Origin of the sequence: Streptomyces sp. NPDC056128, assembly GCF_042263835.1 — a bacterium.
In the GTDB taxonomy this organism is placed as follows: Bacteria; Actinomycetota; Actinomycetes; order Streptomycetales; family Streptomycetaceae; genus Streptomyces.
Genome location: NZ_JBHJVQ010000010.1, coordinates 229,616 through 236,261 on the forward strand (window position 1 = coordinate 229,616; position 6,646 = coordinate 236,261).

Here is a 6,646-nt window from a genome sequence, read left to right on the forward strand (position 1 = left end):
CCTTCCCTGGAGATTCGGGTCAGTAACCCCGCTGGCTCGCGTAGAACACCAGCCGGTACTTGCCGATCTGCACCTCGTCACCGTTGGACAGGGCGACCTGGTCGATGCGCTCCCGGTTGACGTACGTGCCGTTCAGGCTGCCCACGTCGGCGACCGTGAAGGAACCGTCCGGACTGCGACGGAACTCCACGTGCCGGCGCGAGACCGTCACGTCGTCCAGGAAGATGTCGCTCTGCGGGTGACGCCCGGCGGTGGTCAGCTCACCGTCCAGCAGGAAGCGGCTGCCCGAGTTCGGACCACGGCGCACGACCAGGAGCGCGGAGCCGAGCGGCAGCGCGTCCACGGCCGCCTGCGCCTCGGGCGAGAGCGCCGGGACCGCGGTCTGACCGGTGACCTCGGCGTCGTACGCCTCGAGACCGGAGATGGAGATCGTGGAGGTCGTCTCGGAGGCACGCTCCGGAACCGCGCCGGCACGCAGCGGCGCACCGCAGTTGGAGCAGAAGCGGCTGTTCTCCGCGTTGCGGTTACCGCACCTCGTACACACCAGGGCCGACATGGACGGATCCTCCTGCCGCGGCTGCCCCGCCGGGGCGTTCGACGCGTACGGATCAGGGGTAAACCCTCCACCCGTACCTGAGGTTGACGGTTGCCCGAAACCTATGCCGCCGGACTGTGCAGGGTCAACAGACGGCGCGCCCTGACCACCGGAAATGTCACCGCCCGGACCACCCACCTGGTCCCGGAACATCGGGCGTCGGCCCTCCGCGTCGGGCTGGGCGCGATGGCGCGCGGTCGCGTTGTCGCTGCCCTCTCGCGCGCTCTTGCCGAACAACTTCGCAAACAACTTCACGGGCGATTCCCCTTGACCGAAACAGACCCGCCCGTGGGGCAGGACGAACCCTGACTGACCGTACTGACCGACCCGGACATCTTCACAACGTCCGTCTCCACCAGACAGTTTCCACCACGCACCACCCAATCGGTGCGCCGACCCCCCGCAACCTCATGCCCTCGCCGGACGTCCCCCATGCACCGCCGGTTCACTGGGAGGACGACCGAGCGTAGTCAGGCCGCTCCGCCGCTCGCAAGGCGTCCACGACGATCTTGCTCGACCGCTCAACAGTAACGGTGGCCTGTTCCTTTTCCAGAGTCTGCACCACGCCTCCAGGAATGTTGAGAGCCGGTTCGAGGTCCTGCGGCTTGCCGATGACCTGGAAACGATAGGGCGCGTTGATCTTGTTCCCGTCCACGCTCACGGACTTGTCGGAGTCCGCGAGGTAGGTGCCGGCGACGACCCTCACACCGTTCACCTGGATCGCCTCCGCGCCCGCCGCACGCAGCTCCTGGATCGCGTCGAGCAGCATGTCGGCCTCGACCGCTCCCTTCGTGTCCTGGACCGTCACCGTGATGCCGGGTCCCTGCGCGGCCACGGTGCCCGCGAGGATGCCCAGTTGCCGCTCCTTCTCCAGCGTCTGCTTGCGGGCCTCCTCCGCCTGGTCGGAGCTGTTCTCCAGCTCGTCGCGCTGCTTCTCGAGGCCCTGCTTCTCGTCTTCAAGACGCTGAGTACGGTCGTCCAGTTCATCGAGGATGCGGACCAGATCCTCCTGCCGGGCACCGCGCAGCGCGCCGTCGCTCTCACTGTTCGACGCCACCTGGACCGCGAGCCCGAAACCGAGCCCGAACAGGAGCAGGGCGACGATGAGTTGGGCCCTGGTCAGGCGTGGCGGCCACAGGCCCTTGAGCAGCCGCTCCCGGCCGCTCGGCCCGCCCTGCACCGGTTGGGGCTCCTCGGGAGTGTCGGCGGCGGGGGCGTCCTGCGCCGGCGCCACCTCGTCGGGCAGTTCCTTGCGCAGGCGGTTCGCGGGCTGCTCGTCGTGGTCGCTCATCGGCCTCACGCCCGGAAGACGTGGCGTCGGATCGCCGCGGCGTTGGAGAAGATCCGGATGCCGAGGACGACCACGACACCGGTGGACAGCTGGGCACCGACGCCCAGCTTGTCGCCCAGGAACACGATCAGCGCGGCCACGACCACGTTCGACAGGAAGGACACCACGAAGACCTTGTCGTCGAAGATGCCGTCGAGCATGGCCCGCAGACCACCGAAGACGGCGTCCAGCGCCGCCACGACGGCGATCGGCAGGTAAGGCTCCACGGCCGCCGGCACCTCGGGCCGGACCAACAGTCCGGCCACGACTCCCACGACGAGGCCCAGTACGGCGATCACGATGTGCCCTTCTCGGTTATCGGCTGTGCTGTACGTACGATCACACTCGGTGCGGCCGGCAGCCGTAGGTCGTCCGCCACGGAGATGGCCGTCCGGATGCCGTAGTTCTCCTGAAGGGCGTGCAGGTACAGCCCGTCGGCGCTGTCCTGGAACGTGCTGCTCAGCCGCTGGCCGCCCCCGACCGCGAGCACCGTGTACGGCGGCACCAGCGGCCTGTTGTCGACCAGTATCGCGTCACCGGCGGCCCTGATCGCCGACAGTGCCGTCAGACGCTGTCCGTTAATGGAGATCGCCTCGGCGCCCGACTCCCACAGCCCGTTGACCACGCGCTGCATGTCCCGGTCCCGGACCCGGCCGGTGTCGGAGAACCCGGAGGTGCCGCGCGGCTGCCCGTCACCGCCCGTGCCCACGTCCTTGGCGTCGTTCACCACGAGCTTCACGCCCGGGCCGTGCACCTCGACCGCGCCCGACAGGATGCCCACCAGGTCGGCCCGGTCGCCGGCGCCGCTCTTGTCCAGCGCCTCGCGCTGCCGCGCGCCCACCTCGTCCCGCAGCTCGTCGACGCTCTTCTCCAGCTTGTCGGCCGCGGAGGTCTCCCCCTCTATGCGGTCGATCAGCTCCTCGCGCTCCTTGGCGACCACGGGGGCGGCGACCCGTGCCTGAGCCGCGCCGACCGTGACGACCAGGGCCGCCAGCACCAGACCGGCGGCCAGTCCGAGCTTGGCCCGCAGCGTCTTCGGCATACCGCCGCCGCCCTCGGCCTTCTTCCGCGCGGCCGCCTCGGCGTAGCCGTCGTCGAGGCTGTGGTCCATGACGTTGGTGAGCAAGGACATGGACGCGTCCGGGCGCGCGGGCCGCGTGGATGTGCTCCGAACGGGGGGTTGCTGCGGCATGTCGCACATCGTCGCACGCCACCGCCACTACCTCCGAACGGCCCCACCGGCGTGCCGGACAGGCCCCCTTGGGGACACTTGTCCGGCACGCACGCGTGCGGTGTGTGCTACCGGCCGGCGCTGTCCACCACCGCGGCCCACTCGTCGAGCAGCGCCTGCGCGGAGGCGTCGTCGGGGCCCTCGGCCCACAGATGGGTCACCGCCTCGGCCGGGTCGGGGAGCACCATCACCCAGCGTCCGTCGGTCTCCACCACGCGCACACCGTCGGTCGTGTCGACCGAGCGGTCCCCGGCGGCCTCGACGACGCGCCGCATCACGAGGCCCTTGACGGCCCACGGAGTCGCCAGATCACGCTTGAGGACGTGCGCCCGCGGGATCCGCGCGTCGATCTGGCTCAGCGTGAGCTGCGTCCGCGCGACGAGCCCGATCAACCGCACGAACGCGGCCGTGCCGTCGTAGACACTGCTGAACTCGGGGACGATGAAGCCGCCCTTGCCGTCGCCGCCGAAGATGGCCCCTTCCTCGCCGCCGACCCGCGTCAGGTCGTCCGGAGAGGTGGTCGTCCACTCCACCTGGGTGCCGTGGTACGCGGCGACCTGCTCGGCGATCCTGGTGGTCGTCACGGGCAGGGCGACCCGCCCGCTGCGCCGCTCGGCCGCGATCAGGTCGAGCAGCACCAGCAGCGCCCGGTCGTCCTCAATGATGCGGCCCTTCTCGTCGACGAGCGACAGTCGCTCGCCGACCGGGTCGAACCGCACCCCGAAGGCCGCCCGGGAGGACGCCACGATCTCCCCGAGCCGCACCAGCCCCGACCGCCGCACATCGCCGGTCTCGGTCGGCCTGGACTCGTCGAGTCCGGGGTTGATGGTCAGCGAGTCGACACCGAGCTTGCCGAGCAGACTGGGCAGCACCAGCCCCGCACTGCCGTTGGAGGCGTCGACGACCACCTTGAGGCCGGAGTCCGCGATCCCCGTGATGTCGATGTTCCGCAGCAGCGACCCGGTGTACGAGTCGAACACACTGGACGGGAAGTGCAGGTCCCCGATCTCGCCGGGGAACGCGCGCCGGTACTCCTGCCGCGCGAACACCCGGTCGAGCTTCCGCTGGCTGCCCTGCGACAGGTCGGCGCCCTGCCCGTCGAAGAACATGATGTCGACGGAGTCCGGCACCCCGAGGGTGGTCCGGATCATGATCCCACCGGCACTGCCCCGCGCGGTCTGCTGCCGCGCCACGGGCAGCGGTACGTTCTCCAGGTCTCGTACGTCGATGGCGCTGGCCTGCAACGCGGAGATCACTGCCCGCTTCAGCGCACGGGCACCACGGGAGTGGTCACGGGCGGTGGTGACGGTGGAGCCCTTCTTGAGGGTGGTCGCGTAGGCGCCGGCCAGCCGTACCGCCAGTTCCGGCGTGATCTCCACGTTGAGGATGCCGGACACGCCACGCGCCCCGAACAGATGGGCTTGGCCCCGGGACTCCCAGATGACCGAGGTGTTGACGAAGGCTCCGGCCTCGATGGTCTTGAACGGGTAGACCCGCACGTTGCCCTGGATGATCGATTCTTCGCCGACCAGGCATTCGTCGCCGATGACCGCGCCGTCCTCGATCCGCGCGGCACGCATGATGTCGGTGTTCTTGCCGACGACACAGCCCCGCAGATTGCTCTGCGGGCCGACATACACGTTGTCGGCCACCACGGCCTTGTGGAGAAAGGCGCCGCTCTTGACGACGACGTTGGAGCCGATGACCGTGTGTTCGCGGATTTCGGCGCCGGCCTCGACCTTCGCGTAGTCACCGATGTACAGCGGCCCCCGCAGCACGGCGTCGGCATGCACCTCGGCGCCTTCGGCCACCCAGACGCCCGGAGAGATCTCGAAGCCGTCGATGTCGACGTCGACCTTGCGTTCCAGAACGTCGGCCTGGGCCTTGACGTAGCTCTCGTGGGTGCCGACGTCCTCCCAGTAGCCCTCGGCGATGTAGCCGTAGACGGGCTTGCCTTCCTTCATCAGCTGCGGGAAGACGTCGCCGGACCAGTCCACGGGCACATCGGGGTCGACGTAGTCGAAGACCTCGGGCTCCATGACGTAGATACCGGTGTTCACCGTGTCCGAGAAGACCTGGCCCCAGGTCGGTTTCTCCAGGAAGCGCTCGACCTTGCCCTCTTCGTCGACGATGGTGATACCGAATTCCAGCGGGTTGGGCACGCGTGTCAGACACACGGTGACGAGCGCACCCTTTTCCTTGTGGAAATTGATCAGATCGGTGAGATCGAAGTCGGTCAGGGCATCGCCGGAAATAACGAGGAAGGCATCGTCCTTCAATGCCTCCTCGGCGTTCTTGACGCTTCCGGCGGTACCGAGTGGCTTCTCCTCATTGGCATACGTGAGCTCCATTCCGAGCTCCTCGCCATCACCGAAGTAGTTCTTGACCAGGGAGGCCAGGAATTGAACGGTGACGACGGTCTCGTTGAGCCCATGCCTTTTCAGCAGCCGCAGCACATGCTCCATGATCGGCCGGTTGGCCACCGGCAGGAGCGGCTTGGGCATGCTCGAGGTCATGGGACGAAGGCGGGTGCCTTCGCCTCCAGCCATCACGACGGCCTTCATGTCGGAAGCGTCCTCCTCTAAGAGACGACGGTTAAGCCGACTTCACCCGTCCAGGGTCCCGCACTTTTCCAGCGCGGGCCATCCGGCCACTGGGGCCGCACAATCAGCGAGTTCAATCGGCGGTGGCGTCCGCACGGACCAGGCGGCGGACCTGCACCACGTAGAGAACACCTGCCCACCAGTACAGGGTTGTACCCCATCCGGCGAACGCCCATCCGAAAACAGCGGCGAGTGACGCGATCCACCCGCTGCCGTCGCTGAGCAGCAGCAGGGGGAAGGCATACATGAGGTTGAAGGTGGCCGCCTTGCCCAGGAAGTTCACCTGTGGCGGCGGATAGCCGTGCCGGCGGAGGATGCCCACCATCACGAGCAGGACCGCCTCACGGGCAAGAAGTACAAGCGTCAACCAGAGGGGGAGAATCTCCCGCCAGGTGAGGCCCACCAGCGTCGACAGGATGTAGAGCCGGTCGGCCGCGGGGTCCAGGAGCCGGCCGAGGTTGCTGATCTGGTTCCAGCGCCGCGCGAGCTTCCCGTCCAGGTAGTCGCTGACCCCGCTCAGGGCCAGTACCAACAGCGCCCATCCGTCGCTCTGCGGGCCGCCGAACTCGGGGCGGAGGATGAGCCACAGGAAGAGCGGCACGCCGGCGAGGCGCGCCATGCTCAGGATGTTCGGGATGGTGAGGACCCGGTCGGTCTGCACGCGGGTCTCCTGGACCTCCACGCGGGGGCCTCCTGGTGGGAAACGAGCCAATGATGCTCACTGACCTTACCTCAACGCAAAAAAGCTCTGGCTCTCGGGCTGTGTGCCCAAGAGCCAGAGCTCTAAAAGGAGTTCGGCGGCGTCCTACTCTCCCACAGGGTCCCCCCTGCAGTACCATCGGCGCTGTAAGGCTTAGCTTCCGGGTTCGGAATGTAACCGGGCGTTT

At 68.1% G+C, this 6,646-nt stretch carries 6 protein-coding genes and 1 rRNA gene; all 7 read right to left on the reverse strand.

What is annotated here, in order from left to right:
• Positions 1–19 precede the first annotated feature (19 nt).
• On the reverse strand, positions 20–979 hold the full coding sequence (locus tag ACFC1X_RS21465) for an FHA domain-containing protein (RefSeq protein ID WP_376355897.1): 960 nt from the start codon (positions 977–979) through the stop codon (positions 20–22).
• Positions 980–1,040: 61 nt separating this feature from the next.
• Complete coding sequence (locus ACFC1X_RS21470) at positions 1,041–1,886, reverse strand: DUF881 domain-containing protein (RefSeq protein WP_234957634.1); 846 nt, start codon at positions 1,884–1,886, stop codon at positions 1,041–1,043.
• Positions 1,887–1,891: 5 nt separating this feature from the next.
• Positions 1,892–2,224, reverse strand: a complete 333-nt coding sequence (locus ACFC1X_RS21475; protein ID WP_003977440.1) for a small basic family protein — start codon at positions 2,222–2,224, stop codon at positions 1,892–1,894.
• A complete protein-coding gene (locus ACFC1X_RS21480; RefSeq protein ID WP_376355900.1) occupies positions 2,221–3,057 on the reverse strand; it encodes a DUF881 domain-containing protein in 837 nt (278 codons plus the stop codon). The genes ACFC1X_RS21475 and ACFC1X_RS21480 overlap by 4 nt, the downstream gene beginning before the upstream one ends.
• A gap of 167 nt (positions 3,058–3,224) precedes the next feature.
• Entirely contained in the window at positions 3,225–5,720 is a 2,496-nt protein-coding gene (locus tag ACFC1X_RS21485; protein ID WP_376355902.1) for a sugar phosphate nucleotidyltransferase, read from the reverse strand.
• Positions 5,721–5,832: 112 nt separating this feature from the next.
• On the reverse strand, positions 5,833–6,441 hold the full coding sequence (locus ACFC1X_RS21490; protein ID WP_161327924.1) for a CDP-alcohol phosphatidyltransferase family protein: 609 nt from the start codon (positions 6,439–6,441) through the stop codon (positions 5,833–5,835).
• 110 nt (positions 6,442–6,551) lie between these two features.
• Positions 6,552–6,646, reverse strand: a 5S ribosomal RNA gene (gene rrf, locus ACFC1X_RS21495); the annotation flags it as partial.